The sequence below is a fragment of the Hymenobacter telluris genome (genome assembly GCF_017313265.1).
GTDB classification, from domain to species: Bacteria; Bacteroidota; Bacteroidia; order Cytophagales; family Hymenobacteraceae; genus Hymenobacter; species Hymenobacter telluris.
Window position 1 is genome coordinate 76,891 of the sequence record NZ_JAFLQZ010000005.1, and the last position, 23,374, is coordinate 100,264.

The 23,374-nt window shown below is 58.1% G+C and carries 21 protein-coding genes; 11 read left to right on the plus strand and 10 right to left on the minus strand.

Annotated features, from left to right (window positions below; translation table 11 throughout):
- Window positions 1-13: 13 nt before the first annotated feature.
- From J0X19_RS09930 to lipB, 3 genes are all read right to left on the minus strand, one after another.
- A complete protein-coding gene (locus J0X19_RS09930) occupies window positions 14-1,087 on the minus strand; it encodes an MraY family glycosyltransferase (RefSeq protein WP_242582405.1) in 1,074 nt (357 codons plus the stop codon).
- Between the two features lie 61 nt (window positions 1,088-1,148).
- The gene (locus tag J0X19_RS09935; protein WP_206984203.1) at window positions 1,149-1,565 is read right to left on the minus strand and encodes a hypothetical protein; all 417 of its coding nucleotides are present in this window, start codon (window positions 1,563-1,565) and stop codon (window positions 1,149-1,151) included.
- Window positions 1,566-1,597: 32 nt separating this feature from the next.
- A complete protein-coding gene (lipB, locus tag J0X19_RS09940) occupies window positions 1,598-2,413 on the minus strand; it encodes a lipoyl(octanoyl) transferase LipB (RefSeq protein ID WP_206984204.1) in 816 nt (271 codons plus the stop codon).
- 275 nt (window positions 2,414-2,688) lie between these two features.
- On the opposite strand from lipB, the gene J0X19_RS09945 reads away from it, so the two are divergent.
- Window positions 2,689-3,048 carry a YraN family protein gene (locus tag J0X19_RS09945; protein WP_206984205.1) on the plus strand — a complete coding sequence of 120 codons (360 nt, stop codon included), beginning with the start codon at window positions 2,689-2,691 and terminating at the stop codon, window positions 3,046-3,048.
- Between the two features lie 32 nt (window positions 3,049-3,080).
- On the opposite strand, the gene J0X19_RS09950 is transcribed toward J0X19_RS09945, so the two are convergent.
- From J0X19_RS09950 to J0X19_RS09960, 3 genes are all read right to left on the minus strand, one after another.
- Entirely contained in the window at window positions 3,081-4,034 is a 954-nt protein-coding gene (locus J0X19_RS09950; protein ID WP_206984206.1) for a toxin-antitoxin system YwqK family antitoxin, read from the minus strand.
- Between the two features lie 296 nt (window positions 4,035-4,330).
- Window positions 4,331-6,175 carry a molecular chaperone HtpG gene (htpG, locus tag J0X19_RS09955; protein ID WP_206984207.1) on the minus strand — a complete coding sequence of 615 codons (1,845 nt, stop codon included), beginning with the start codon at window positions 6,173-6,175 and terminating at the stop codon, window positions 4,331-4,333.
- A gap of 362 nt (window positions 6,176-6,537) precedes the next feature.
- Window positions 6,538-6,993, minus strand: a complete 456-nt coding sequence (locus tag J0X19_RS09960) for a hypothetical protein (protein ID WP_206984208.1) — start codon at window positions 6,991-6,993, stop codon at window positions 6,538-6,540.
- 594 nt (window positions 6,994-7,587) lie between these two features.
- On the opposite strand from J0X19_RS09960, the gene J0X19_RS09965 reads away from it, so the two are divergent.
- The 9 genes from J0X19_RS09965 (at window position 7,588) to J0X19_RS10005 (ending at window position 17,780) form a co-directional block, all read left to right on the plus strand.
- The gene (locus J0X19_RS09965; RefSeq protein ID WP_206984209.1) at window positions 7,588-7,929 is read left to right on the plus strand and encodes a hypothetical protein; all 342 of its coding nucleotides are present in this window, start codon (window positions 7,588-7,590) and stop codon (window positions 7,927-7,929) included.
- 147 nt (window positions 7,930-8,076) lie between these two features.
- Window positions 8,077-10,479 (plus strand): TonB-dependent receptor, encoded by a 2,403-nt coding sequence (locus J0X19_RS09970; protein WP_206984210.1) that lies wholly within the window; start codon window positions 8,077-8,079, stop codon window positions 10,477-10,479.
- A gap of 107 nt (window positions 10,480-10,586) precedes the next feature.
- Window positions 10,587-11,150 (plus strand): hypothetical protein, encoded by a 564-nt coding sequence (locus J0X19_RS09975; protein WP_242582408.1) that lies wholly within the window; start codon window positions 10,587-10,589, stop codon window positions 11,148-11,150.
- 311 nt (window positions 11,151-11,461) lie between these two features.
- Window positions 11,462-13,924, plus strand: a complete 2,463-nt coding sequence (locus J0X19_RS09980) for a TonB-dependent receptor (protein ID WP_206984211.1) — start codon at window positions 11,462-11,464, stop codon at window positions 13,922-13,924.
- A 138-nt stretch (window positions 13,925-14,062) separates the two neighbouring features.
- Entirely contained in the window at window positions 14,063-15,037 is a 975-nt protein-coding gene (locus tag J0X19_RS09985; protein ID WP_206984212.1) for a cation diffusion facilitator family transporter, read from the plus strand.
- A gap of 29 nt (window positions 15,038-15,066) precedes the next feature.
- On the plus strand, window positions 15,067-16,323 hold the full coding sequence (locus tag J0X19_RS09990) for an MFS transporter (RefSeq protein WP_206984213.1): 1,257 nt from the start codon (window positions 15,067-15,069) through the stop codon (window positions 16,321-16,323).
- A gap of 62 nt (window positions 16,324-16,385) precedes the next feature.
- Window positions 16,386-16,778 carry a hypothetical protein gene (locus J0X19_RS09995; RefSeq protein WP_206984214.1) on the plus strand — a complete coding sequence of 131 codons (393 nt, stop codon included), beginning with the start codon at window positions 16,386-16,388 and terminating at the stop codon, window positions 16,776-16,778.
- 97 nt (window positions 16,779-16,875) lie between these two features.
- Entirely contained in the window at window positions 16,876-17,325 is a 450-nt protein-coding gene (locus tag J0X19_RS10000; RefSeq protein WP_206984215.1) for a DUF6526 family protein, read from the plus strand.
- 152 nt (window positions 17,326-17,477) lie between these two features.
- Window positions 17,478-17,780, plus strand: a complete 303-nt coding sequence (locus J0X19_RS10005; RefSeq protein WP_206984216.1) for a DUF4286 family protein — start codon at window positions 17,478-17,480, stop codon at window positions 17,778-17,780.
- A 94-nt stretch (window positions 17,781-17,874) separates the two neighbouring features.
- On the opposite strand, the gene J0X19_RS10010 is transcribed toward J0X19_RS10005, so the two are convergent.
- The 3 genes from J0X19_RS10010 to J0X19_RS10020 form a co-directional block, all read right to left on the minus strand.
- Window positions 17,875-18,363: a GNAT family N-acetyltransferase gene (locus J0X19_RS10010; RefSeq protein ID WP_206984217.1), complete on the minus strand. Its 489-nt coding sequence runs from the start codon at window positions 18,361-18,363 to the stop codon at window positions 17,875-17,877.
- A 187-nt stretch (window positions 18,364-18,550) separates the two neighbouring features.
- Entirely contained in the window at window positions 18,551-18,784 is a 234-nt protein-coding gene (locus J0X19_RS10015; protein WP_206984218.1) for a hypothetical protein, read from the minus strand.
- Between the two features lie 195 nt (window positions 18,785-18,979).
- A complete protein-coding gene (locus J0X19_RS10020; RefSeq protein WP_206984219.1) occupies window positions 18,980-21,157 on the minus strand; it encodes a prolyl oligopeptidase family serine peptidase in 2,178 nt (725 codons plus the stop codon).
- Between the two features lie 100 nt (window positions 21,158-21,257).
- Here J0X19_RS10020 and J0X19_RS10025 point away from each other — a divergent pair, with 100 nt between their 5' ends.
- On the plus strand, window positions 21,258-21,659 hold the full coding sequence (locus J0X19_RS10025; protein ID WP_206984220.1) for a hypothetical protein: 402 nt from the start codon (window positions 21,258-21,260) through the stop codon (window positions 21,657-21,659).
- 25 nt (window positions 21,660-21,684) lie between these two features.
- Here the strand turns inward: J0X19_RS10025 and J0X19_RS10030 are convergent, their stop codons facing one another.
- A complete protein-coding gene (locus J0X19_RS10030) occupies window positions 21,685-23,208 on the minus strand; it encodes a hypothetical protein (protein WP_206984221.1) in 1,524 nt (507 codons plus the stop codon).
- Between the last annotated feature and the right edge of the window lie 166 nt (window positions 23,209-23,374).

The window sequence follows — 23,374 nt, forward strand, 5'->3', positions numbered from 1 at the left end:
GCCCAACTCAACTTCAAGAGGCCACCCGCTGCTGCTCGGTGGCGCTACGGCTACGGTATACGCCCAGGAACACACTCAGCAGCACCGAAAACCCAATAAGCCCGCCAATCAAAAGGGTATTACCAACTTCAGCAAAGTTGATGACGCAGACACTTACAATGATGTTGAGCGCGCCAAGCAGCAGTACGGTTCCAATCTGCTGAAACCCCATTGCCAGAATACGGTGGTGAAAATGGTTTTTATCGGGCGAGAAAGGGGAACGACCAGCCAGCATGCGCAGAATGAATACCCGCAGGGTATCAAAGAGCGGCACAAATAGAATGCCCGCGGCAACTGACGGCGCCGAAGAACCAAACGGCTGCCCGACTTTCAAGCCCATTTCCACGAACTGAATGGTCAGGACCGATACGATGAAGCCGCACACCAACGAGCCAGTGTCGCCCATGAAGATGCTGGCCCGGTGGAAGTTGTAGCGCAGAAAGCCGATGATGCCGCCAATCAGGCACACCGAAACGAATACGTAGTTGCTGTAGTTGGGTCCGCCATAGCGCACGAAATAGTAACCGAACGTGCTGGCAATGATGATAACAATACTACCAGCCAGCCCGTCGAGCCCATCAATAAGGTTGATGGCGTTGGTGATGCCCACAATTACCACGAACGTGAAAGCGTAGCTGATACCCACTGGCAACTCGTGTACTCCCAGAATGCCTTGAAAGCTGGTTAGGCGCACATCGGCCATAATCATGACGATGCCGGTGGCCAGCAGCTGACCTACAAACTTCTTGGTTACTGAGATAGTCACCAAGTCGTCTTTCAGGCCCACAAAGAACAGCACAATGCAACCAGCTAGGAGTTGCTGAATACCGTTGTCGAGGTCGGCGAAGATGGTGAGGGCCGACATGAAGCCTGCGAAAATAGCTACTCCCCCGAGCCGCGGCGTCAGGGACTCATGCACCGTGCGCACGTTGGGCGTATCGAGCATGTTTTTCAGGTGGGCAATGTAAATGATAGATGGCACCGCAAACAGTGCCACCAGAAACGCCCACAGAAAGGACAAGCTCAATTGAATGCCGAGAGTATTCATTACGCAACTTAAATAAAACAATAGCTGAGTCTAGCCCCCGCGCGGCTGACGCAATGCGGGCTTAACCGTGCAGTACTCCTTCCCGCCCAAGCAAGGATATCGGCGTAAGATTGGCCGGCACAATGGAATCCGGGACAAAAATGAACTTCTTATCGAAGATTTGGGCGTCGCGGTAATAGCTCACCCAGTACTGATTGTTAAGATGAAACAAATCAGGGTCAATGGGCTCGACGGGCACGGCTGTGTGGGGCTCTACTTCCACGAAAACGTGCCGCAGTGTAGAAGTGCGTACGGCTTCGCCCTCGGGGGTAGTGCCGTAGCCGTTGGAGTTGACAATCACGTTCTGCAGTGGATAAGCATTGTGGTTGAGCAAGTACACCTGCCAGCCCGCTTTGCCATCCTCGGTGGCAGCTGCCTCGTCGGGCACTATGGCCACCGAAACACCTTCTACCGGGTCGAAATTGATATCTTCTTTCATAAACTAGGAGGTACTCTTACAATTACATTCGCTCAGCTAGTTACTCCTATATAATAAGGAGCGGATAGCTCGGTCAGGTTGGCGTCGAAGAGTTGTGCAATGTGTACCAACAGGCGGTCCTGCACTTCCGCTAGTGGCACCGGATGCCCCAGCTCAGCCTGCAACGAAGTCACGGCTTTGTCGGGGATACCGCACGGCACAATGTGGTTGAAATACGTGAGGTCGGTGTTGATGTTGAACGCAAAGCCGTGCATGGTTACCCACCGGCTGCACTTCACACCTAAGGCGCAAATCTTGCGCGGGTTAGCGGCTCCCTCCTCGTAGTCCAGCCAAACGCCGGTCAGGCCGGCAATCCGGCCAGCGCGCAAGCCATAATCGGCGAGGGTGCTGATAACGGCTTCTTCCAACAGCCGCAGGTAACGGTGAATGTCAGTGAAGAAGTTGTCGAGGTCGAGGATAGGGTAGCCCACCAGCTGGCCGGGGCCATGGTAGGTGATGTCGCCACCCCGATTGATGCGGTGGAAGGTAGCGCCGTGCTCGGCTAGGCCTGTTTCCGTCAGAAGTAAGTGCTCGGGCTTACCACTTTTGCCGAGGGTATATACCGGCGGATGTTCGCAGAGCAGCAAGTAATTAGGCGTTGCTTCCGGCGTAGCGCCAGCTTCTAGGGCTTGCCGGTTGCGGGTTTTGTACGCCAGCGTATCGGCTAGTAACTGCTCTTGATACGCCCAAGTTTCAGCATACGGTACTAGCCCCAGCCGCTGCACCTGAATAGTCCGATTCTGAGCGGCGGTTGTTACCACCGAATCTGGAAGGGTTACTGGCACTGACTCCGCATACTGACTATCCATGGCAACAAACTAAAGCTAAAACGCAGCCGCCTATTAGCAACTAACCTACACTCAACCAACTTCTCCATGTTGCCCGCTAAGCAACCAGTAAAAGTTCAGACAGCAGATGGAGCAGAGTAGTTGCTCTGCATTGCCTTTTGCCAACACCCATTTATACTGATGCTTAACCCGGAAAACGCGCAAAGTTACTAGATTAAGCACCAAACTCAATCTGAACCCTCGGCGCCGAAACCGTTATCAACGTCTTTCGTTGTTGGGTTCGCCCAACTTGTACCATGCCTTCTAAAGCACACGAACTTGGGCACGCCGGAGAAGCTGCCGCCGCTGCTTTTATGGTGGCGCTCGGCTTTGAGGTGCTTCATACCAGCTACCGGCACAAGCGGGCCGAGGTAGACTTGGTGGTGCAACGGGGCCAGGAACTTTTGGTATTTGTGGAAGTGAAGGCCCGTTCCTCCAACCAGTTCGGCTACCCCGAAACCTTCGTGACAGAACGGAAGAAGCAGCTCTTCCGGCTGGCCGCCGAGCAGTTACAAGAACAACTCAACTGGACCGGCGACATCCGTTTCGATATTCTGGCCGTTACGCCCAGCGCCGACGGCTTACGTATCGAGCACTTCGAGGATGCGTTTTATTGAGGGCTGACTGTTGAATATGAATAGCCCAGCTACTAATTCCGGCGGGTGTTGGTGTTGCCGGGCCGGTCGGTTACGGCGTCGCGCTTATCGAATTTGTCTTTCTCGTAGACCAGCACACCGTTGCGGTTGTATTCCTTGATAAGTACTGGCTCAGCTACCTCAGGGTCGTAGCCCGATTCGCCGTATTCGTACACGTAGTGGCGGCGGTTCCGGAAGCCCCAGTACTTGGTCCACTCCCCTACCCGCTTGCCGTTCTCGAAATTGCCGTCCCAGTCGCGCTGGCCGTTTTCATGAAAGCGGGCATAGTCGCCTTCCAGCTTGCCGTTTACATAAGGTACTACCTCTTTCACCAGCTTCTGACTGGCGTCGTAGTAAGTCACGTTGGCGTCGCGGGGGAAACCCATTTCGTAGTGAATCTTGCTAACCAGCGTGTTGTCTTTGGTGAGCTTCTCCCAGCGTAGGTGCTTGGTACCCATGGCAAAGAAGCCGGTTTCAATGACCTTACCGCCCTGCATCTTCTTGTATGGGCCATGCAACACCTTATCGGCGGCTGGGTTCAGTTCGCCGTTAGCCCGGAAGATTTTACGCTTGCGGGGGTTGAAATAGTAGATAGCCGTGGAATAGGCATTAGGCTCCTTGAACGTTTTCAAGTAGTAGAACACCTCCAGCACCTGGTTCTTGCCCTTCGGCCCCGACTTGGTGTAGGCTTTCTTGATTCGCTCCCCCAGGAAGACGTTCTTCTTTTTCTTGGGCTTGCGCTGTTCGGCCTTCTCTTTGTCTTTGGCCGCTTTTTCCTGCTCTTTGGTCAGCGCCACCTGCTTGGGCACCAACGACGGCGTTTTGGTGGTGTCGCTGGAGTTGGTAAGCGTATCGGCCAGAGCCACGGCGGGTGGCTCGGTGCGGCTGTTGAACGACACCGTTTTTTTAGAGCAAGCCCCCAGGCTACTCAGCAACAGCAGGAAGGTAGTAAGACGGAACAGGCGCATTGGAAAGAACACAGGCAGTTTTCGCAGCATCAAACGTAAAGATATAGGGATTTGGTGCCCTGAGTGAAGTTGCTGATTTTTGGTTTCTAACTGCTTGTTTCCAGCCGCCGCAAAGCGCTACGTTCAACCGGCCTACCGTCTGAATGGGCTACTTCTTTTCGTGAATCACTTGTCAACGGACTTGTTTCAAATAAAACTCATTCGCTGAAGCTGAATACCGGCAGCAAAAACAAAACCCCAACGACCGATAGCCATTGGGGTTTTGTACTGCTTTGTACTCTTTAAACTCTTAAGAACTACTCGGCGGCCAACAAATCGGCGCTACGCTTCACAAACGCGGTTAGCGCTTCTCCTTTCAGCATATTCTGCGCCAGCAATGCCAAGTCAAACGCTTGGCGGGCCAGCTTCTGCCCGGCTTCGTCTTCGGCGCGTAGCACGCGCTGGGCAATAGGGTGGTTGGCATTCACGCTCACCGTGTAGCTGTCGGGCAGGCTGCCGAACATCTGCATGCCGCCCCCGCCGCCGGTGCGCTGCATATCCTTCATGCGGCGCATAAACTCGGGCACCGTGATGATAACCGGCGCATCCTGGGGCGAGAGGGCCTCAATCTGCACGTGCATCTGCTCGTTACTGATGGCCGATTTGAACAGGCCTTGCAGCTTGGTTTTGTCGTCGTCGCTGAGCACGCTTTCGGTTTGCTCGTCTTTCTCAATCAGCTTGCCCACGGTGTCGGCATCCACGCGCTTGAATGAGGTTTTCTCCAGCTTCTGCTCTAGCTGCCCAATGAAGTGCGGGTCGAGCACGGCATCGAGCTTCAGCACATCGTAGCCCCGGTCCTGGGCAGCCTGCACGAAACCGTGCTGTGCCTCGGCGTCGGTGGTGTAGAGCACTACGGTCTGGTCGTTCTTGTCTTTCTGGTTGGCTTGCACGAACTCCTGGTACTCGGGCAGCGTGAAGTATTTGCCGGCCACGTTCTGCACCAAGGCAAAATCCTTGGCCTTCTCATAGAACTTCTCGTCGGAAAGCATACCGTATTTCACGAACAGGCCAATGTCCGACCACTTCTCCTCGAAGCCTGTGCGGTCTTTGCGGTACAGCTCGGCCAGCTTATCGGCTACTTTCTTGGTGATGTAGCTGTTGATTTTGCGGACGTTGCTATCGGCTTGCAGGAAGCTGCGCGACACGTTCAGCGGAATATCGGGCGAGTCGATGACGCCGTGCAGCAGCATCAGGAACTCGGGCACCACGTCTTTCACCTCGTCGGTGATAAACACCTGGCGCGAGTACAACTGGATTTTGTTGCGCTGGAACTGCAACTCGTCTTTCACCTTTGGGAAGTACAGAATACCCGTCAGGTTGAAGGGATAGTCCACGTTGAGGTGAATCCAGAACAGCGGGGCTTCCGAAAACGGATACAGTTCCTGGTAGAACTTGGTGTAGTCTTCGTCGGTGAGTTCAGCGGGCTGCTTGGTCCAGATGGGGGCCGTCTGGTTGATAACCTCGCCCTCGAACTCGATTTCAACGGGCAGGAACTTGCAGTATTTGGTGAGGATGCCTTTCAGGCGCGCTTCCTCCAGGAACTCGTCGGAGTCTTCGGCTACGTGCAGTACCACGTCGGTGCCGCGCTCGGCTTTGGCGTGCTCACCGGTGGGCTCGTCGAGCGTGAATTCGGTGCTACCATCACAAATCCAGTGGGCGGTCAGGGTGTCGTCTTTGTACGACTTCGACCAGATTTCCACTTCCTTGGCCACCATGAAGGCCGAGTAGAAACCCAAACCGAACTGACCGATAATCTGGTCTTTGGCGGCGGCATCTTTGTCTTTGTACTTCTCCACAAACTCGGTGGCTCCGGAGAAGGCAATCTGGTTGATATACTTCTTGATTTCCTCGGCCGTCATGCCCAGGCCGCGGTCGGAAATCGTGATTTTGCGTGCCTCTTTATCCACGGTCACGCGCACTTTCAGCTCGCCCAGGTCGCCTTTGTACTCGCCCAGCTGCGCCAGGCTTTTCAGTTTCTGGGTGGCGTCTACGGCATTGCTGACCAGTTCTCGCAGGAAAATCTCGTGGTCGGAATACAGAAATTTCTTGATGATGGGGAAAATATTCTCGGTGTGAATCGAGATACTGCCTTTCTCTTGCATGGCACGTGGGCTGTGAGGTGTAAAAACGTAACTATCCGGACGATATGCCAGCTTCCGCTAGGAAGCGGCTTCGGTTTCGGCCCGTTTCAAAACCTATTCCAGCCTGATACTGCTGTCAAAGTGACACTTAAAGCGCTACTTCCATTTTCCGCTGCTTCTCTTTTGGCAGAAACCCAACCGCTACAACTAGCCCAGCAATTACTAGAGCGGTTTTGGAGTCAGGGTGCGGTAAGTGCGAGGCTTGCCCCTGCCCGTCATCGAACGGAATCGGTGAAATGGCGCCGGCGTGGGGGCAAGCTCCGCCCCTACCGCACCCTAACTTTGAAACTGCTCCAACCACGTTTACTGGTAGGACGCTTCACTCAGGTTTGCAGGTGAATTATGTGCGCGGCCTGCCATTCCCGTTCCAAGTCCAGCATAAGTTGGGCCGACCCGGTGAGCCAGTCGAGGCCGGTGGTGGAGTCGGCGAAGAACTGCATGTTGGCATTGAAATACTGCCGCCCGTCCTGGATGACGTTTTCAATCACCAACTGATTGTGCAGGCTATTGGGTAGCACTACCGCCAAGTGCCGCAACGATAAGTTTTGGGCGCAGGGCAGCCACATTTCACTTAGCCATTCCTGCTCGTCGATACCAAGCGGCGGCATGGTGGCCAGGTCAATCAGCCACCGGTTAGGCGTGTGCTGCGACGCGAATACCAGCATCTGACTGAATGCCACCTGAAACCGGCCCAACGACATAGGCCCACGCCACTCCCAGCGCAGCAGCCGGAGCCTAGGATAAAATTGCAGACACAGAGAATCCAGATTACAAATCATGAGCAACACAGGGGGCCTTTGTCGGCCATCCTACGTGCTACAAAAGTATAAGTCAGTGAAATCTATAATTGCACTTTTTCGCTTGCATTGAACTTTTAAACGATGAACCTATTGATTACAGCGTTGAGCTTTCAGGCTGCTTTTAGCAATTTGACACTACCGGCGCTCGGCTTCAATACGTTCCTCGGAGCATCTGCCTCACTCACTGCCAGCTTAGTTCCGCCGGCCGGATCAGCGCGGAAAATAGTAGCTGGCCGCCAGTACGCAAAGCCGCGGGGGCGGTAGCAGAATGAAGCTGTAGCAGCGCCGCGTTTCACACAAATAGCTCTTCGGAGTTGCGGGTGAGGCGGCTTGGCACCGGCCGAAGCGCAGTAGCCAACTGACGAAGCAAACGGGCAGCAAACAGTTTCATGGCAAAGGCAAATAAGATGGCGCTGATAACGAGGCAAAGGTCGGTGGGGCTTATTGCCACCACATTGCCAAGGAGTTACGCTTTCATTAAGCGTGAGCCAATGCACAAGTAGTTTTTACTTGAAATTGAATCAAGTTTCAATTTCCCGTGTACCTTTGCCTCTCTTCGACACATTGTTGCATATGCAAACTCTTCGGTCCCGGCTGGCTTTGGTGCTGCTGCTCTGCTTTACGCGGGTGCTGCTGCCGGAGGCGTGGATCCTGAGTTTGCACGCCCACCAGCATACCACCGAGGAGCCGACGCAGGCACCGGGGGCGCTAAAGGGCAAGACCGTGTTGAGTGCCAAGCACCAGCACTGCGACGTCGACCATTTCTACGATGTGCCGTTCCAGCCGGCTCCGCCGGTGGAGCTGCCGCCGTATTTTGCGGCGTATGCCCTCACTGCTTCCGAGCCCGCGGCTTCGGTGTGGCGGTCGGGCACGCACGCCACGGCCGACTTGCGCGGCCCGCCCTGCCGGGGCTAAGCCCATAGGCTGCTTGTAGCTGTTTGCAACTTTTCCGAGCTAAAAGATGCACACTCAACCTTTCCCTTTTTGTGAGCGGAATAGCCCTGCTTTCTGTGGCGGGTGGCTACGGCGACCGGTTTAGTTTTCACCGGCATTCCTTTTTCTATGTCTTTCCGATTTCCGGGCGCACCGGGAGCGGGGCGGCGCGGCTGGCGGCTGCTACTCTGGCTAACGCTAAGTGTGGCCCAGCTTGGCCGAGCCCAGGCTCCAACGGAGTGTACCCTGTCGCTGAGCGGGCGCGTCGCCGACCATGAGTCGCGGGCGGACCTGCCGGGGGCAACGGTGGTGGTGCTGGAAACCCAGCAAGCCACCGAAACCGATGCGGCCGGCAACTTCCATTTTCATTTGTGCGCCGGGCTCTACCACGTGCGCGTTTCGTTTTTGGGCTACCAGTCCGAAACGGCAGAGCTACGCCTGGAGCGGGCCGTGGTGCGCAATTTCCAGCTGCACCCCGATGCGGTGGCCCTGCGTGGCGCTACCGTGCGCGGTGAGCGGGTGCAAGCGCCCACCCAGCCCACGGCTACACTCAGCGCCCAGGCGTTGCAACAGACCCGTGGGCAAGCATTGGGCGAAGCGTTGCAGAAGATTTCGGGAGTAACGGCCATCCAGACGGGGCCGAGCATCTTCAAACCCATGATTCACGGGCTGCATTCCAACCGCCTTACCATTCTCAATAATGGCGTGCGGCAGGAAGGGCAGCAGTGGGGCCAGGAGCACGGCCCGGAAATCGACCCATTTATTGCCTCTCGCCTGAAGGTGGTGAAGGGCGCGGCCAGTGTGCGCTACGGCTCCGATGCCATTGGCGGCGTGGTGCTGGTGGAGCCCAAGCCCCTGCGCGACTCGGTGGGTACCGGCGGTGAGCTGAACCTGGTGGGCATGAGCAACAACGGCTTGGGCGCGGCCTCGGGCACGGTGGAAGGCAAGTTGCGCCAGCTACCAGCGCTGAGCTGGCGGGTGCAGGGCACGGCCAAACGAGCGGGCACCTTGCGGGCGCCGGGCTATTACCTCAAGAACTCGGGCTTTCAGGAATACGACTTCTCGGCGGCGGCGGGCTGGCGCCAGGAAACCTACGGCATAGAAGCATTTTACAGCCAGTTCAACACTAGAATCGGGATTCTGCCGGCGGCGCACGTTGGCAACCCTACTGATTTGCAGCTGGCCATTGCCCGCGACAAACCGCTGGAAACCTCGGGCTTCAGCTATGACATAGAGCGGGCGTATCAGCAGGTACGGCACGATGTGGCCAAGGTCACGGGCTTCGTGGAAACCGGCAGCGCGGGCCGCCTGACGGCCACCGTGGCCCAGCAAACCGACTTCCGGGATGAGTACGACAAGTTCCGGCCGCGCAACAACAATCTGGCGAGCCTCAATAAGCCGGAGCTGAGCTACACCAACCGCACCAGCACCGCCGAGCTGCTATGGGAGCACCACCGCTGGTACAACCTGACCGGCAGCGTGGGGGTGGCGGGCACCTACCAGTTCAACCGCTACGCCAACGGTAGCCGGCAGTTCATTCCGTTCTACACCAACACGGCGGTGGGAGCTTTCTGGCTGGAAAAATGGCAGCGCAACAAGTGGCTCCTGGAAGCCGGCCTGCGCCTCGACCAGCGCAAGCTGCAAGTGAAGCGCGGCGACCGGGACAGCACCGGCGCCTATTTCGTGGACCGGCGCCAGTTTCACTACGTGACGCCGGCAGCCTCGCTGGGTGCCACTTTCGACCCGTCCACGCACCTCACGCTTAACCTGGCCACGGGCCTAACCCGCCGCGCCCCGGCCGCCAACGAACGGTTCAGCGACGGGGTGCACAACGCGCAGTACGAACTGGGCTACGACTTAGTACCCGGCAACGGGGCGCTGGTGCCGGAAACCGCCCTCAACGTGGGCTTGACAGCTACCTGGCACGACAACCCGCGCCTAAACGGCGAAATAACCGTGTACCAGACGCGCATCACCGACTTCATCTACCAGGTGCCCATTCTGCCGGCGGTGGTAACTATTCGGGGGGCGCTCATTAGCTGGCAGTACCAGCAAACCGATGCCACGTTTCGGGGGGTGGATGTAGCGGGCACGTACAAGCTGGCTCCGCGCTGGCTGCTAGGCGCCAAAGGCTCGATAGTGCGGGCCCGTGATACGCGCCAGGACCAATGGCAGATTTTCATGCCCGCCGACCGGGTGGAAGCCTCGTTGCGCTACGACTTCCTCGACCAGCCAGCCACGCATTTCCGCCAGTCTTATGTGCAGTTGGGCGGCTACGCGGTGGCCCGCCAAACCCGCGTGCCCGACAACTACGCCGAGCGGGACTACAAGCTACCGCCGGGGGGCTACGCGCTGCTGGGGCTGGAAGCTGGCACCACCATGCACTGGGGTCGCCTGCCGCTTGACCTCAGCGTGGCGGGCTCCAACCTCCTTAACACCCGCTACCGCGACTATCTGAACCGCTACCGCTATTTCACCGCCGAAATGGGCCGTAACGTGACGCTGCGGGTGCGGGTGCCGCTGGAATTTTAACGCTACCGCTCTAGGCTACGCGCCTCTCGATGCGCTGGTGGTGGCGGCTGTCTTCCTTACTTTTTTCGCGACACAACTTCATTTTCCTTTCCATCATTTTTCAGCTTATGCACACTCCTGTTAAAAATCCGCTCCGTATGATGCTGCTGGCGTTGCTGGCCGTAGCTCCGTTGTTCACGGCCTGCAACAACGACGACGACGACCCCACGCCCGACGACGACAACGAGCAAATCACGACGCTGACGTACACCCTCACCCCGGTTGGCGGCGGCGCGCCCGTATCGGCAACCTACCGCGACCTGGACGGCGACGGGGGCACGGCTCCGGTTATCGGCTCCCTCACGCTGGCGGCTAATACCACCTACACCGGCACCCTGAGCTTACTCGACGAGACGAAAAACCCAGCGGTGAACACCTCGGCCGAAATCCTGGAGGAAGCCGACGAGCACCTGTTCTGGTTCGAGCCGACGCCGGCCAACCTACTGACCGTAACGCGCACCGACCGGGACAAAAACAACCTGGAAATCGGCCTGCAAACCCGCGTGGTAACGACGGCCGCCGCCACCGGCAACCTCAAAATCACGCTGCGCCACCAGCCCGGCACCAAGAACGGCACCTTCGCCCCCGGCGACACCGACGTGGAAGTGACCTTCCCCACTACGGTGCGATAAGATAGGGTATGAGGATAGGAAGGTGAGAGGGTATGGGTTGAAGAAGTAAGGAAGTAGGATGATGGCTGGTGTACGCTGATGTTGGCTTATGGCTGACTGCTACTTTGCTACCTCTCACCCTCACCCCCTCTTACCCTCCTACCCTAAGTATTGCGGGGCTGGCTGCAAACGGCTTCGCGCTTTTTTCTCCTGGTTTGGTTTTGGAGAAACGTGGGGAAAGCTCCGGCCGGGTGGTCGGAGCCTTCTTGTTTCCTGGTGGGTGCATCCTAATGCCTCATTTCCCGTTCATGTCAGCCGATTACCTTTTCGCTATGGTTCGTTCTCTACTATTTTCTGCCGGTTTGCTGCTGGAAGCCGGGAGTGTGCTGGCCCAAACGGCGGCCCCCGCCCCCCGCCCCGTGCGGGCCACTTCGGCGGCGGTGCCCACCACCGGGCGCGTTACCGATGCCGGCTCCGGCGAGGCCCTGCCGGGGGCTACCATCTACTTCCCCGACCTGAAACAAGCCACTGCCACCGCCGCCGATGGCAGCTTCCAGTTTGCGGCCTTGCCCCGCGGCCGGTTTCTGATGCAGGTGCGCTTTGTGGGCTACACCACCGTGGTGCGCACCGTGGATACCGGCACCGGACAGCCTCTGGCCGTGGCCCTGGCGCCAGCCGCCACCGAAATTGGGCAGGTGGTGGTAACGGGCGTGTCGGCGAGCACGGAAATGCGCCGCTCGCCGGTGCCTACCAGCGTGGTGGACCAAACCCGGCTGCGCCAAACGGCCGCTACCAACGCCGTAGATGCCATTGCCCACACCCCCGGCCTCAGTCAGATTACCACGGGTGCCGCCATCAGCAAGCCTATTATCCGAGGCCTGGGCTCCAACCGGCTGGTTACGCTCAACAACGGCGCCAAGCAGGAAGGTCAGCAGTGGGGTGATGAGCACGGCATCGAAATCGACGAGTACGGCATTGACAGAGTGGAGATTATCAAGGGGCCGGGCAGCTTGCTCTACGGGTCCGATGGGCTGGCGGGCGTCATCAACTTCCTGCCGCCCGAGCCCGTCGACGAAGGCCGGATTCTAGGTTCAGTAGCGGCCAACTACCAAACCAACAACTACCTGCAAGGCTATTCCCTGATGAATGCCGGCAACCTGAACGGGCTGAACTGGCTGGTACGCGGCTCGGGCAAGCTGGCCGGCAACTACCGCAACCGCTACGACGGGCGCGTGTACAACTCGGGGTTTCGGGAGTTGGACGGCAGCGGCTACGTGGGCGTCAATAAAAGCTGGGGCTACGCGCACCTTACCTTCAACTCGTTCAACCAGGAGCTTGGCCTCGTGGAAGGCGACCGAGACACGCTCACCGGCCACTTTCTGAAACCAGTAGCCTTTGGCGGCGACCCAGACAATATTGTAGGTTTGCCCGTGACGGATGCCGATTTGCGCGGCTACGGCTTGGCGGTGCCGCGCCAGCAAATCAACCATCTGCGCATCGGCACCGATAACAGCTTTATCCTGGGGGAAAGCCGCCTGACCTTGAACGTAGGCTGGCAGCAGAACCTGCGGCGCGAATTCGGTAACCCGGCCGATGCCAAAGAGAATTCGCTGTTTTTCCAGCTGCGCACCGTGGATTATGCAGTGCGGTATTTCCTGCCCGAAAGGAACGGCTGGCAAACCACCTTCGGCGTGAGCGGCATGCGCCAGGAAAACCAGAACAAGGGCATCGAGTTCCTGATTCCGGCTTACCGCCTCACTGATGGCGGCGTGTTCGGCGTCACCAAAAAAACCTTCGGCAAGCTCGACCTCGGCGGCGGCCTGCGCTATGATTTGCGCCGCATCACCGCCGACCAGCTTTTCCTTAACGAGGACGAACAGCCCGCGCCCAGCGGCGAGGAGAAGTTTCCGGGGTTCCAGAGCACCTTCCGCAACGTGAGCGGCAGCCTCGGCGGCGCCTACAGCCTAACTGACAATCTGATTCTGAAAGCCAACGTGGCGCGTGGTTTCCGGGCCCCAAACATTGCCGAACTGGGCTCGAACGGCCAGCACGAGGGCACTATTCGCTACGAAATAGGCGAGCCGGATTTGAAGGCCGAAACCAGCTTGCAAGTGGACGGCGGCCTGAGCTATACTTCCGACCACGTGGGCCTGAGTTTCGACGCGTTTCGCAACGGCATCAGCAACTACATTTTCCCCGCCAAGCTACTCGACGCCAGCGGCACCGCCGACTCCGTAGCCACCACCGGCGACCCGGTGTTCCGCTACGGCCAGGGCAATGCCCGCTTGGCCGGCGGCGAAGTTACCATCGACCTCCACCCCCACCCGCTCGACTGGCTGCACTTCGAAAACTCGTTTTCGATGGTGCGGGCCATGCAGTTCGATCAACCGGCCGGGCAGAAATACCTGCCCTTTATTCCGGCCGACCGGTTGCAGTCGGAGCTGCGGGTGAATTTCCGGAAGGTGGGCACTACGCGGCTGCGCAACCTGTACGCCCGCGGCGGCGTGGAGCACACCTTCGCGCAGAACCGCGTATTCTCGGCCTTCGAAACCGAAACCCGCACGCCCGGCTACACGCTGGTGAACCTGGGCCTGGGCTCCGACGTGACAAATACAGAAGACAAGACGCTATTTTCGGTGTACCTGACGGCCAACAACCTATTTGATGTAGGCTACCAGAGCCACCTGAGCCGCCTGAAATACGCCGCCTACAACCCCGGCAACGGCCGCACCGGCGTATTTAACCAGGGCCGCAACGTGAGTGTGCGGGTGGTAGTGCCGCTGAGCTTCCGGTAACCGCCAGGAGTGTAGGGGCGGGGCTTGCCCCCGCCCCTCGTTTGCGCCGCCCAGCAAGCACAACAAGTAACGTCCTGACACCGGCGGAGGCAAGCCCCGCCCCTACCCGAAACGTCTTTTGTTCGTACATTCCTGTCTATGGCCCACGGACTCGACCACCACCACGGACACGACCACGCGCATCACCATCATGGCCCGCCGCCCGATGGCAACTTCAGCGGCGCTTTCAAGTGGGGCATCATCCTGAACCTGCTGTTTGTGGCCGGCGAAACGGCGGGCGGTTTGTGGGCCAACTCGGCAGCACTGCTTTCCGATGCCGGGCACAACCTGAGCGACGTGCTGAGTTTGGCGCTGGCCTGGGGCGCGGCGTGGCTGGCCAAGCGGCAAGCCACCGAGCGGTTCACTTACGGCTACAAAGGCGCTACCATTCAGGCCGCGTTGCTGAACGCGGCGCTACTGTACCTGGCGTTGGGCTTTATTCTGTGGGAAACCATCGACCACCTGCGCCACCCTACACCCGTAAATGGCCCGGTGGTGATGGCGCTGGCGGGGTTGGGCATTTTGATTAACGGCTTCACGGCGTGGCTGTTCAGCAGCGGGCAGAAAGGCGACGTGAACGTGCGCGGCGCGTACCTGCACATGCTTACCGACATGCTGGTTTCGGTGGGCGTGGTGGTGGGCGGGGCGCTGGTGTACTTTACCGGTTGGCAGTGGCTCGACCCCGTTATCAGCTTCGTGATTCTGGCAGTGATTGGGTATAGCTCGTGGGGGCTGCTGCGCGAAACCGTGCAGCTCGGTTTGCAAGCCGCCCCCGAAAGCATTGATATGGCCGCCGTGCGGGCTTTTCTGCTGGCCCGCCCCGGTGTGGTAAGCGTGCATGATTTGCACGTGTGGCCCCTCAGCACCCAGGATACCGCCCTTACAGCCCACCTCGTGCGCCCCGCCGGCCCCGACCACAACCACTTTCTGGGCGAGTTGCAGCACGATTTGGTGCACGCCTTCAACATCAGCCACTGCACCGTGCAACTCGAAGACGTAAGCCCCGCCATGGGTGCCCACGGCTGCTGCGACGAGGCCGCTGCGCATGCGCAACCTGCCGGGAAATTTGCGTAATCTGCATCGAACATTTCTTTGCGCCCGGTATGCCGTCTGCTTCCCTTACCTCCCCCACCCCTCCCCCCACCAAGCTCTTTTCGGCCATTGTTATTGTGGCCGCCCTGGGTTATTTCGTTGACATCTACGACCTGATTCTGTTCAGCATTGTGCGGGTGAGAAGCCTGAACGAGCTGGGCATTACAGCCAAAGATGCCGTTACCAATCAGGGTATCTTCCTGATTAACATGCAGATGGGCGGCATGCTGCTCGGGGGTATTTTGTGGGGCATCCTGGGGGATAAGCGCGGCCGGCTGTCGGTGCTGTTTGGCTCGATTCTGCTGTATTCGCTGGCCAACATTGCCAACGGCTTCGTGCAAACCCTCGACCAATATGCCTGGCTGCGCCTGATAGCCGGCGTAGGGCTGGCCGGCGAGTTGGGAGCCGGCATTACGCTGGTAGCCGAAACCTTGCCCAAGGAAAAGCGCGGCTATGGCACCATGATAGTGGCCACTGTGGGCGTGAGCGGGGCCATGCTGGCGTATTGGGTTGGCGAGGGCTCCGGCTGGGGCTGGCGCAACGCCTACTTCATTGGCGGCGGCCTGGGGTTGGCGCTGCTGGTGTTGCGCGTGAGCGTGTACGAGTCGGGCATGTTTCAGCAGACCAAGGAAAGCGGCGTGGCGCGCGGCAACTTCCTGAGCTTGTTCACCAACGGGCCGCGGCTGGCGCGCTACCTCAAATGCCTGCTGATTGGAGTACCGCTCTGGTTTGTGGTGGGCATCCTGATTACGCTGGCCCCCGAGTTTGGCGCGGAGCTAGGCATTACCGGGCCGGTTTCAGCGGGCTTGGGGGTGTTCTGGTGCTACTTTGGGCTGGTGTTCGGCGACTTTGCCAGTGGCACTATCAGCCAGCTGATGCGCAGCCGCAACCGGGCACTGCAGCTGTTTCTGGTGCTGTGCTCGGCGTTGGTGGCGGTGTATCTGTATGGGATGCGGGGCGCCTCGCCCAGCACGTTCTATGCGGTATGCTTCGTGCTGGGGCTTACCGTGGGCTTCTGGGCTTTGTTCGTGACGGTGGCGGCCGAGCAGTTTGGTACCAACCTGCGCGCCACGGTAGCTACTACGGCACCCAACTTTGCGCGGGGTTCGGTGGTGCTGCTTACGTTCCTGTTTCAGTTGTTCAAAGCTCCGCTGGGCCTCATTGGTAGTGCTACCGTGCTGGCCGTGGTATCGTTGCTAATGGCCTTTTGGGCGGTTAGCTCCTTGCCGGAGAGCTACGGCAAAGAACTGGATTATGTGGAGGAATAACATAGCAAAATCAACTTAGACGCGAGGCAGCCGTATCAGGATAAACTCCATTCTAAGTAGTCATGAAAAAGATTCTTGCCCTTTTGGCTTTTGCAGTTGGTATCGTGAGCAGCCATGCCAGCCTGGCGCAAACAACGACTCCCACCGACTCCACGCAGATCCGTCTGCAAATGCAGCAGCAGCGCGCCGCCGACGCCAAAGCAGCCCTCGAAGCACAGAAACAGCAAACCGCTTCCTCGCGCAGCAACGTTAGCCAGACCGAAGCGCAACTCAAGGACCAAAAAAACGCTATGCGTGAGCAGAAGCGCCAGATGAAAGAGCAGAAGCTGGAGCTGAGCCGCCAGAAAGATGCCGCCAAGGAAGCTAAGCGTCAGGAAAGAGCTGCCAAAGAGGCCGCCAGCATGGAAAAGCGCAGAGCCCGCGAAGCGAAAAAAGCCGCCAAGGCCGCCCGCTAGCCATTTCTGCTTTCCCACAATACAAAAACTCCGGCCTTTGCGTCGGAGTTTTTTGCATCTACCTTCTACCGTTTTCCTTTACCATTTCTGCCCCGCTATGGCCACCCAACCAACCAAAAACAAACCGATGGTGTACGTCTGGCACCATTTTATTCTGCTGCCCATGCTGCTTATTCTGGCTCTGTATGGCATCCGGCGGTACGCGGCCGTTTTCGGCGACGATTCCGAGGATTCGCGGCTGTGGTTTACGGTGATGGCGCTGGCCGTGGCAAGCTTTGGCGTGCTTCTGATGCTGCGCCAGCATTACGCCCTCACGCTTCAGGACCGTATTATTCGGTTGGAGGTGCGCCAGCAGTATTTCGAGGCCACCGGCCAAAGCTTCCGGCCCCTGGAAAGCCAGTTACAGCTCAGCCAGATTCTGGCCCTGCGCTTCGCCGGCGACGCCGAACTGCCCGCATTGGTGCAAGCCGCCATCAGGGAAAAACTGTCATCCAAGGAAATCCAGGCCCGTATCGAGGACTTCCATTTCGACCACATGCGAGTATGAGGCTAGGTTTTGGGGCTTGACAGCTCAAGGCCCTGGATTTTTTGGCCGACTTTTGCGTTGTAGCTTCTCGTACGCTGCCGTAAGTAGCCATTAGCCGGCCGCTTACTCGCCGAAACATCATTCCAGACCCAACACCCCAAGCCCCAACACCCGTGATTCTATATAACGTTACCACCAGCCTCGACCCGGAAATTGCCGATCAGTGGGTGGACTACATGCGCGACACCCACATGCCCGAGGTAATGGCCACCGGCTTCTTTCTGAAAAGCCAGCTGTGCCGGTTGCTCAACGAGGAAGACAACGGCATCACCTACGCCGCCCAATACTACTGCGTCAGCCTCGACCAGCTGGAAGAGTACCAGCAAGTAGCCGCGCCAGCACTCCGCCAAGAAATCGAGAAGCAGTTCGGTGGCCGCTACGCCTCGTTCCGTACCATGCTGGAAATAGTGAGCTAATGGTGAGATAGTGAAATGGTGAGGTGGTGAGTTTGATGTTTTAACCGCGCAGTTGGCGCTAACCGAACATAAAACTCACCACCTCACCATTTCACTATCTCACCACTTCCCCGCCGTAAGCTTGCAGCTGTTCGGCGTTGAGGTTGCCGTTCAGCCATTCGGGGTCGAGGTTGGCTCCTACGCGCTTGTAGAAACCGATGGCCGGCTCATTCCAATTCAGCACCTGCCACTTCATACGGTTGGCGCCGGTGTGCCGGGCTTCCGCTACCACGGCATCAAACAGGCGCTTGCCAACCCCGGTGCCGCGCGTGGCTTCGGTTACTACCAGGTCTTCGAGGAACAGCATCCGGCCCTTCCAGGTGGAATAGGCGGTGTAGTAGAGCGCAATACCCACGATAGGGCCAGCTTCCTGCTCGGCCACGAAAAACCTGAAGATGGGGTCCGGCCCGAATCCGTCGCGCTGCATATCGGCCAGCGTGTTCGTGACTTCCTGCGGGGCCCGCTCATACTCGGCCAGCTCCTGAATCAGGGCCAGCACCTGAGGCAAATCGGCCTCGCGGCCACGGCGGATAATAGTTGACATCGGGGAAAGGTCAATAGAAAGGAAAGTGAATTCAATCAAAGCACAGGCAAGATAGAAGCTGTGAGCAGCAAGACCTGGTTCAACATCCAACTACCTACTACCCACATCTTACTACCCGCTAAACACAGAAGGAGCAACGGCGCGTGGCGGCCATTGCTCCTTCTGTGTTTATCAGCTATGCAGCAACCTACATAACGGGCTGCATTTTCTTGATGTCTTCGGTGGCGTTGGGGGCCGTTATTTCGCGGGTAGCAGGGTTTTCGGGAGCAGCTTTACCACCAGTTGTGTCGGGAGCGGCCGGAATGGGAGGCAGGGGCTTGGTAGGCGCATCCTCTTCCTTGGTGTAATCGGGGTTGCTGCACGACGTGGCGGACAGCATCAGCGAAGCGGCCAACAGACCGAGCAGAAACGTTTTTTTCATGTGGAAACTAAAAGATGCAGACTAGTTACGCGCGTTGTGGCCGCGAAGATACGGGAGAGGGTTGATAGTGCCTAGTGCTTGGTGCTTAGTGCGTAGGTCGTTCTTATATAATAGCACCTTATATCCGATGCTCTAGTGCTTGGAATCTCTCTTTAAATCAGAACATCCTAAGCACTAAGCACCAAGCACTAAGCACTACTTCTTATACGGATTCAGGCCCATGTTCTGGTAGGCAAACGACCAGATATCGGCCCATTCCTGAATCTGGAGCTTGGTGCTTTTGCCGGCGCCGTGGCCGGCATTCACGTCCACCCGAATGAGCTGGGGGCGCGGGCCGGTGTTGGCGGCTTGCAGCGTGGCCGCAAACTTAAACGAGTGCGCGGGCACCACCCGGTCGTCGTGGTCAGCGGTGGTTATCATGGTGGCGGGGTAGGCCGCGGGCTTCAGGTTGTGCAGCGGCGAGAACTTATACAGGTTCTGGAACTGCGCGTAGCTGTCACTGGTGCCGTACTCGGGGGCCCAGTTCCAGCCGATGGTGAACTTCTGGTAGCGCAGCATGTCCATTACGCCCACCGCCGGGAAGGCCACGCCGCACAGATCGGGGCGCTGGGTCATGGTGGCACCTACCAGCAAACCGCCGTTCGAGCCGCCGGCAATAGCCAGCCGCTCGGTGTTGGTGTAGCCCTGCACTTTCAGGTAGTCGGCGGCGGCAATAAAGTCGTCGAATACGTTTTGCTTGTTGGGCGTCATGCCGGCTTTGTGCCAGCCTTCGCCGTACTCGCCACCGCCCCGCAGGTTGGGAATGGCCAAGATGCCGCCATTTTCCAGCCACAGCATGCGCGCCACCGAAAACGAAGGCGTGAGCGAAACGTTGAATCCGCCGTAGGCATAGAGGTAGGTAGGGTTCTGCCCGTTGAGCTTCACTCCCTTCTTGTGGGTGATGAACATCGGAATCTTGGTGCCGTCCTTGCTGGCGTAGAACACCTGGCTGGTCACGTAGTCCTCGGGTTTCACGTCCACTTTCGGGGCCCGGAACACGGTGCTGGTGTTGCTGGCAATGTCGTACTTATAGATAGTGGTCGGGTACGTGAACGAGGTGAAGGCATAGTACACCGTTTTGGCGGTGCGCTTGCCCCCGAAACCCGCCGCCGTGCCAATGGCGGGCAGCGCTACATCGTGCTTGAACTCGCCCTTCTCGGTATATACTTTAATCAGGCTGCTGGCGTCTTTCAGGTACGAAGCCACCAGGTAGCCGCCCACTTGGTCTACGCCTTCCAGCTTCTGCTCGGTCTGGGGCAATACCTCTTTCCAGTTGGTTTCCTGCGGCTTTTTCGGGTCGATGAGCACAACGCGGTAGCGCGGCGCTTTGTAGTTGGTAAGTACCAGCAGCTGCCCGCCAATATTACCCACCACCGAGTTGTTGTGTTCGTAGCTGCTGACAAGCGGCGTGAAGCTGTCGGCTTGCTTGGGGTCGGTCAGGTCGCGCACCGAGAGGCGGTTGCCGTCGGCTTTGCCATCGGTGAGGTAGAGCACCAGAAACCGTTCGTCTTCAGTGGTACCCACGGTACGGAAACCGAGGGCCATTTTCTGGTCTTCGTACACCAGCCGGTCCTTGGTTTGGGCGTCGCCGAGCTTATGGTAGTACACTTTGTGGTACTCGTTTTTGCCCGCCAGGCTGTTCTGGCCAGCTTTAGGCGCGTCGTAGCGGCTGTAAAAGAAACCATCCTTGTACCAGGCCGCGCCCGATACTTTCACCCAATTCAGCTCGTCAGTGAGGGGCTGGCGGGTTTTTAGGTCCATCACCTTGTACTTCTGCCAATCGGAGCCGCCGCCGCTGGTGGCGTAGGCCATGTAGCGGTGTTCGTTGGAGAAGAAGGTGCCGGCCAAAGCGGTAGTGCCATCAGCGGAGAATTTGTTGGGGTCGAGCAGCACGTCGGGCTGACCTTCCTGTCCGTCTTGCTGGGTGTAGAGCACCGCTTGGTTCTGGAGGCCGTCGTTTTTCGAGAAGTAGAGCTGGCCACCTTCTTCCTGGGGCACGCCAAACCGCTCGTAGTTCCAGATGGTGGTGAGCCGGTCCCGGATTTTGTCACGGAACGGAATCTGCTCGAGGTAGCCGAACGAGGTCTTGTTTTCGGCCGTCACCCAAGCCTTGGTTTCCGGCGAATCGGGGTCTTCCAGCCAGCGGTACGGGTCGGGTACGGGCGTCCCAAAATAGTCGTCTACGTGGTCGGATTTACGGGTTTCAGGGTATTGCACAGGTATTCGGGAAGAAGCAGGAATAGAAGTACCAGCAGTGGAAGGCGAGTACGTTTGCGACGAGCGGCAGCCCGCCAGCAGCATCAGGACCAGCGCCGGCAGTAGTCGTTTTTGCATGGAAAGAGTTGGCAAAGAGAAGGCCGAAGATAAATCAGGTATTTTGTTGAGTTAACAAACGCAAACTAAGTATCTATAGCAGCAACTACACTCAGTGACTATGGCAGCTCTCGGTACTGCATTCATCTACTTTATTTATAGCGTACTGAGTGGATATACTCTTTATTGGTTAATTCAGTGGTTAAAGCCAAATTCAACAGTGCGCAGAGGAGGTGCTATTATTCGCCTTCTTGCTGGTGTTGCATTATTAGCTGGCTTTGCTGGTAAGATGCATTACAACTATGAGTCAGGCAAAGCTGAACATATAGGAACCTATAGTCTTACTTCCTACCCTAATTGTTCTGACTGTACGATACATCTGTATCCTAACGACAAATATGAAGTGCGTCAAGGTCAACAAATCAAGGAACACGGTCCTTGGCGTTACGAAACCGGGGACGATTATTGGATTGTATACCTCAATGAGGATGACCAATTAGGAGTTGGGCAGTATTCTTACTGATCTTAATCTAAAAGCTACATTCACCCTACCCCTCAAACTGCACCACCGCCTTCTGCTCGATTTGCCACACCTCGGCTACTTTGCGGAGCACACCTTCTTCCAGCGTCAGAATTTCGGAAACCGGGCCGGTGGGCGACTCATACTCGCAGGCGTCGGCCAGCAGCTCCGGCGGGGCTATTTGCAGCAGGTAGGTTTGCACCGCCGGCTCCATGCTCACCTGGAAGGTGGCCAGGGCCGGCCACTGCGAGTCCTGGTAGATTTCGTACACGCTGTCGGCTTGCAGTTCATCGGTGAAATCCGCTTCGTTGAGCGTGCCGTTTGCCGAGGCCCTGGCGTAGCGCATCGTGGTTACCGATGCGGGTGCTTGCTCGGGTTGAGGCGCTGCTGCTGGTTCCGACTCCGACTCAGTTACGGGAGTGGGCGTCACTACGCTTTCAAATTCTTCGCGCAAAGCCGTAGCCGGCGAGCCAAGCGGCAGTACCACGGGCGGGGCGGGTATTTCGGTTAGAGGCGCAGGGGCTTCAACCGCTGGTGAGGGAGCAGAAGTTTCGGTAACTACTTCGGGCACAAGTGGTGTAACGGCGGGAGCAGGAACCACGGTGGCTACTGGCATAGCTGCCGTGAGGGGCGCTACGGGGGTGGGCGCAACCGGCTCGGGGGTAGCAACCGGAGCATCCGGGGTTTCGGTAAGTAACTCCCGCTTAGCCAATTCGGCGGCTACGCGCTGCTGCACCAGGCGCTCTACTTCCAGTTGCAGCTCCGGCGTTATGGTTTGCACGGGCGTAGCGGCGGGCGTTGCAACAGTTGCCGGAGCGGGGCGCGAAGCCATTATTTCATCTTGCCGGGTGGTCATGCGGGTGGCTAGTTCCTGCTGGAAAACGGCCAGGTTGCGGCGCATCAGCGCGTACAGCACCAAGCTCAGCAACGCCAGCACAAAGGCCAACGGCGCGAAAAGCTTGCTCATCAGCCCCTCGCCGGAACCTTGGGCGGGCTCGGGCTGCTGCGCAACGCCGGCTTCGGCTAGCCCGGCATCGGTGGGGTTGTCGGTAGCCATTTCTTCGCCTTCCAGGTCGGCGGCGGCCTCAGTGGCTTCTTCGGCCTGGCTGCTGATGGGCGTGCCGTTGTCTACGTAGTTGGTGAGGGCCGTTTCGAGGGTAGCCAGCCGGGCCATGCGGGCGGTACTGGCGCGGCGGGCCGGGGAGGATTTCAGGCGGTTGATGATTTCCGTCTTCAGCTTTTGCAGCCTTGAGGGGTTGGAGCCCAGCCCTTTATAAATGGCACCACGTCCTTCCAACGGCTGGTACAACGCGCTGAATACCCGCTGGCTATCAGCCCGGATGCTTTTCTCGAACTCCTTCAGCGTACCACCACACTTCAAGGTGTTCTTGAGGTTGGGCCGGCCGTTGTCTTCATACACAAAGCGGGCGGTTGCGCACCATACCTGCACCTTTTGCTCATCGAGGGTGGGCTGGCCGAGGGGCGTTTGGGCGGCGGCGTTCAGCGTCAGTAGTTGGCTCAGCAACAGAGCTGCTAACAGGAAATATCTCATATGTGCAAAGAGGCGGGAAAGGCGAGAAGGAGCTTCCAAGATAGAACATCCAACCCTATTGCGTACCACCTGGCTCCTACGCAGGGCCAACGCAAATGGCTGTCAGCACTTTATTTCGTGCGCTTTCACTAGACTTTCGTTGTCGGATTTTCGTTGTAAATAGCTA

Bases quoted from the DNA above. Each gene is read 5' to 3' on its own strand.
- J0X19_RS09930 (WP_242582405.1), bottom strand. From the start codon at position 1,087: ATGAATACTCTCGGCATTCAATTGAGCTTGTCCTTTCTGTGGGCGTTT.
- J0X19_RS09935 (WP_206984203.1), bottom strand. From the start codon at position 1,565: ATGAAAGAAGATATCAATTTCGACCCGGTAGAAGGTGTTTCGGTGGCC.
- lipB (WP_206984204.1), bottom strand. From the start codon at position 2,413: ATGGATAGTCAGTATGCGGAGTCAGTGCCAGTAACCCTTCCAGATTCG.
- J0X19_RS09945 (WP_206984205.1), top strand. From the start codon at position 2,689: ATGCCTTCTAAAGCACACGAACTTGGGCACGCCGGAGAAGCTGCCGCC.
- J0X19_RS09950 (WP_206984206.1), bottom strand. From the start codon at position 4,034: ATGCGCCTGTTCCGTCTTACTACCTTCCTGCTGTTGCTGAGTAGCCTG.
- htpG (WP_206984207.1), bottom strand. From the start codon at position 6,175: ATGCAAGAGAAAGGCAGTATCTCGATTCACACCGAGAATATTTTCCCC.
- J0X19_RS09960 (WP_206984208.1), bottom strand. From the start codon at position 6,993: ATGATTTGTAATCTGGATTCTCTGTGTCTGCAATTTTATCCTAGGCTC.
- J0X19_RS09965 (WP_206984209.1), top strand. From the start codon at position 7,588: ATGCAAACTCTTCGGTCCCGGCTGGCTTTGGTGCTGCTGCTCTGCTTT.
- J0X19_RS09970 (WP_206984210.1), top strand. From the start codon at position 8,077: ATGTCTTTCCGATTTCCGGGCGCACCGGGAGCGGGGCGGCGCGGCTGG.
- J0X19_RS09975 (WP_242582408.1), top strand. From the start codon at position 10,587: ATGCACACTCCTGTTAAAAATCCGCTCCGTATGATGCTGCTGGCGTTG.
- J0X19_RS09980 (WP_206984211.1), top strand. From the start codon at position 11,462: ATGGTTCGTTCTCTACTATTTTCTGCCGGTTTGCTGCTGGAAGCCGGG.
- J0X19_RS09985 (WP_206984212.1), top strand. From the start codon at position 14,063: ATGGCCCACGGACTCGACCACCACCACGGACACGACCACGCGCATCAC.
- J0X19_RS09990 (WP_206984213.1), top strand. From the start codon at position 15,067: ATGCCGTCTGCTTCCCTTACCTCCCCCACCCCTCCCCCCACCAAGCTC.
- J0X19_RS09995 (WP_206984214.1), top strand. From the start codon at position 16,386: ATGAAAAAGATTCTTGCCCTTTTGGCTTTTGCAGTTGGTATCGTGAGC.
- J0X19_RS10000 (WP_206984215.1), top strand. From the start codon at position 16,876: ATGGCCACCCAACCAACCAAAAACAAACCGATGGTGTACGTCTGGCAC.
- J0X19_RS10010 (WP_206984217.1), bottom strand. From the start codon at position 18,363: ATGTCAACTATTATCCGCCGTGGCCGCGAGGCCGATTTGCCTCAGGTG.
- J0X19_RS10015 (WP_206984218.1), bottom strand. From the start codon at position 18,784: ATGAAAAAAACGTTTCTGCTCGGTCTGTTGGCCGCTTCGCTGATGCTG.
- J0X19_RS10020 (WP_206984219.1), bottom strand. From the start codon at position 21,157: ATGCAAAAACGACTACTGCCGGCGCTGGTCCTGATGCTGCTGGCGGGC.
- J0X19_RS10025 (WP_206984220.1), top strand. From the start codon at position 21,258: ATGGCAGCTCTCGGTACTGCATTCATCTACTTTATTTATAGCGTACTG.
- J0X19_RS10030 (WP_206984221.1), bottom strand. From the start codon at position 23,208: ATGAGATATTTCCTGTTAGCAGCTCTGTTGCTGAGCCAACTACTGACG.